Here is a 3,178-nt window from a genome sequence, read left to right as displayed (position 1 = left end):
GGCGGGGTGGCCGCCGCCGGGGTCGACCTGGCCGAACCGCTGCGGCGCCTGCTGCCGTGGCCGGAGGCGGCACGGCTGGACGGGCTGGTGCCGGAACGGCTCGAAGTGCCCAGCGGTTCAAGGGTGCGCATCGACTACCCGGAGCCGGATGACGACGGCGGCCGTCCCGTGGTGGCGGTGAAACTGCAGGAGTGCTTCGGCTGGGCCGGCACACCGCGGCTGGTTGACGGCCGGGTGCCGGTGCTGTTCCATCTGCTCTCCCCGGCGGGACGGCCGCTGGCCGTTACCGACGATCTGGCATCCTTCTGGTCCGGGCCCTATGCCCAGGTCCGCGCCGAGATGCGCGGCCGCTACCCGAAGCACCCCTGGCCGGAGGATCCGTGGACGGCGCCGGCCACGGCGGGGACCAGGCACCGGAAGTGATCTTCGCCCCGCTCGCCGTCCGTCAGTTGGAAGCCTGAACCGGGGAAACATAGTGTAGAGATATGCCCGCCTTTAGAAATGTCCGTGCCGCGGCCCTGCCCGCAAAGCTCTCCCGATCCTGGCTGCTGGCATCGGCTGCCGATGAAGCCAATTTCGCGCCGGCCCTTGCCTCCGAGGCGGATTCGGTGGTCTTCGACATGGAGGACGCCGTACCGGCCGAGGGCAAGGCCGAGGCGCGCGAGCGCGTGGTGGAGGCGCTGTCCACCGGCATGACCGCCTGGGTGCGTGTCAATGGCATGGAAACCGAGTACTGGGCCGAGGACCTGGCTGCGCTGTCCAAGGCTCCCGGCCTGCGCGGCGTCATGCTCGCCATGACCGAGCGGCCCGAGCAGGTGACGCATACGGCGATGCGCCTGCACGCCGGTACCCCGGTGGTGGCGCTGATCGAATCCGCTGTCGGGATCGAGAATGCGACGGCGATCGCCAGTGCTCCGGGCACCTTCCGGCTGGCCTTCGGCGTCGGTGATTTCCGCCGCGACACCGGTGCCAGCGACGAACCGATGGCGCTGGCCTATGCCCGCTCCAAGCTTGTGGTGGCCTCCCGCGTGGGCCAGCTGCCGGGCCCGATTGACGGGCCCACGGTCGGCGCCCTTGGCGACGAGCTGCTGGCAGCTTGCAAGATCACCGCCTCGATGGGCATGACCGGCAAGCTCTGCCTGATGATCGAGGCCGCGGATACGATCAACAAGGGCCTGTCTCCGAGTGAGTCCGAGATCAAGTGGGCGCACGAGCTGCTCGACGCCCACGCCGCCGGCGCCGTGGTGGGGGACGGTTCCTACCTGCCGCGCCTGGCCCGCGCCGAGAAGATCTCCTCGCTCGCTGATTCCTACGGCCTCTGGAACGCCTGACCGTCCGTAGCGGTCAGGCCGCGCCGGTCCCGCTCAGCAGTTCGCGCAGGCTCAGCGGCCGCCGGCCGGTGAGCAGTTCGACGTCGTTGGTCACCTTGTCCAGTTCGCCGCAGGCAATTGCGGTGTAGGTGCTGACCCAGGCGTCCAGCTGCCAGTCCGGCGCCTTGTAGCGGGCCCGTGAGGCATAGGCTTCCTCCACCGTCTCGTCCACGAACGACGTCGGTTTGCCGGTTGCCTCGCTGATGATCGCCGCGGCCTCGGCCAATGTAAGGGATTCCGGGCCGGTCAGCTCGTAGGTGAAGCCGGCGTGGGGCATGGGCTCGGCCAGGATCTTCGCGGCCACGCGCGCCACGTCCTCCCGGGCCACGAAGCCGGCCTTGCCGTCATCGGCCGGGCCGCGGATGATCCCCTCCGGACCCGCGAAGTCGATGAGCACGTCCTGGTAGAGGTTGTCCCGCAGCAGTGTGTGCTTCAGCCCCGAGGCGCGCAGCATTTCCTCGGTGGTGAAGTGGTCCCGGGCCAGCGTGAAGGTCGCGTCCGGGGCGGCCCCAAAGAAGGACGTGTAAACGATATGCTCCACGCCGGCGTCGGCCGCGGCGTTGATGAAGGCCTCATGCTGTTCGATCCGGTCCGGGGCCTCGTCGGCGGAGACCATGAACAGCGTGCGGATGCCCTCCAGCGCCGCGCGGGAGGCCTGCCGGTCGCCGAAGCTGGCCTGCGCCGTCGTCATCCCCGGCAGCTGCGGCGCGCGGGCAGGATTCCGCACAATGAGGCGCGCCGGGATCCCCGACTCGGACAGTAGCCGGGCCACTTGGCGGCCCACATGGCCGGTGGCGCCGGTGATGGCGATTGTGGGCGCGGCCTGCGCATCGGTACTCATGGGCACCAGCTTAGGCCGTGGCCGCGGCTGGACGGACAGATGGGCAGGCGGTGTTCATCCCGAATTTTCCCGGCCCGTATCCGCCGGGCGCCCCGCGGGCTTACTATGGCGCTGTGAGCGGCCTTTATGTTGCTTTGGGGGATAGTTTCACTGAGGGTGTGGGGGACTTGAATCCGCAGCTGCCCAATGGGGTGCGCGGCTGGGCTGACCGGGTTGCCAAGCAGTTGGCCAAGCAGGACCCGGACTGGCACTATGCGAACCTGGCCGTGCGCAGCAAGCGGCTGGACCAGATCGTCGCGGACCAGTTCGAACAGGCCCTCGCCATGCGGCCCACGCTGATCTCCTTCTACGCCGGCGGCAATGACATTTTGGAAATACGCCAGGACATGTCCGCCCTGATGGATCGGTACGAGGCGGCGGTGCAGCGCCTGGCCGAAACCGGGGCACGCCTGTTGCTGTTCACCGGGTTCGATGTGCTGCTGCCGTCGGTACTGGGGCCGATGAAGCGGCGGAACTGGCTGTACAACGAGGCAGTGCGGGACATAGCGCGGCGCTACGGGGCACTGCTGGTGGACCACTGGACGTTCGAGGTGTACCAGGACCCGCGGCTGTGGGGCTCGGACCGGCTGCACATGTCCCCGGTGGGGCACCGGCTGATGGCCGCCAAGGTGCTGGATGTCCTGGGCGTGCGGCATACGCTCAAACCGGTGGCCTTGGGGCCGTTCCAGCGCGGCGGTTGGCTGGAACGGACCAGGCGCGACTGGGAGTGGCTGGACGAATGGGTCTTTCCGCTGTTCGCGCGCAAGCTCCGGCACATCGCGCTGGGGGATGCGTTGTCACCGCGCTGGCCGGAGCCGGTCCAGGTTTCGTACGGGCTGCGGAAGCTGGCGCAGGAGCGCCTGCTGCGGCAGCCGGCTTCCGGAGGCTGAGCGGCGCCCGGGGACGGCCGGGCTCCCGGCCCGCGCCC

4 protein-coding genes are annotated in these 3,178 nt (G+C 69.4%); 3 read left to right on the top strand and 1 reads right to left on the bottom strand.

The features are described 5' to 3' along the window. On the top strand, positions 1–423 hold a 423-nt coding region (locus ACFQ36_RS21815; protein ID WP_377017505.1), incomplete at its 5' end, for an ATP-dependent helicase C-terminal domain-containing protein. A gap of 62 nt (positions 424–485) precedes the next feature. Further along, positions 486–1,331: an HpcH/HpaI aldolase/citrate lyase family protein gene (locus ACFQ36_RS21810; RefSeq protein WP_377017503.1), complete on the top strand. Its 846-nt coding sequence runs from the start codon at positions 486–488 to the stop codon at positions 1,329–1,331. A 13-nt stretch (positions 1,332–1,344) separates the two neighbouring features. On the opposite strand, the gene ACFQ36_RS21805 is transcribed toward ACFQ36_RS21810, so the two are convergent. Beyond that, the gene (locus ACFQ36_RS21805) at positions 1,345–2,211 is read right to left on the bottom strand and encodes an SDR family oxidoreductase (RefSeq protein WP_377017501.1); all 867 of its coding nucleotides are present in this window, start codon (positions 2,209–2,211) and stop codon (positions 1,345–1,347) included. A gap of 113 nt (positions 2,212–2,324) precedes the next feature. On the opposite strand from ACFQ36_RS21805, the gene ACFQ36_RS21800 reads away from it, so the two are divergent. Further along, complete coding sequence (locus tag ACFQ36_RS21800; RefSeq protein WP_377017499.1) at positions 2,325–3,140, top strand: SGNH/GDSL hydrolase family protein; 816 nt, start codon at positions 2,325–2,327, stop codon at positions 3,138–3,140. The last annotated feature ends 38 nt before the right edge of the window (positions 3,141–3,178 follow it).

Source organism: Arthrobacter sp. GCM10027362 (assembly GCF_042679445.1).
In the GTDB taxonomy this organism is placed as follows: domain Bacteria; phylum Actinomycetota; class Actinomycetes; order Actinomycetales; family Micrococcaceae; genus Crystallibacter.
This window is presented reverse-complemented; position numbering and strand designations above follow the sequence as displayed.

What these genes read in the sequence shown, in the direction of transcription:
- ACFQ36_RS21810 (WP_377017503.1), top strand. Translation starts at nt 486, where the DNA reads ATGCCCGCCTTTAGAAATGTCCGTGCCGCGGCCCTGCCCGCAAAGCTC.
- ACFQ36_RS21805 (WP_377017501.1), bottom strand. Translation starts at nt 2,211, where the DNA reads ATGAGTACCGATGCGCAGGCCGCGCCCACAATCGCCATCACCGGCGCC.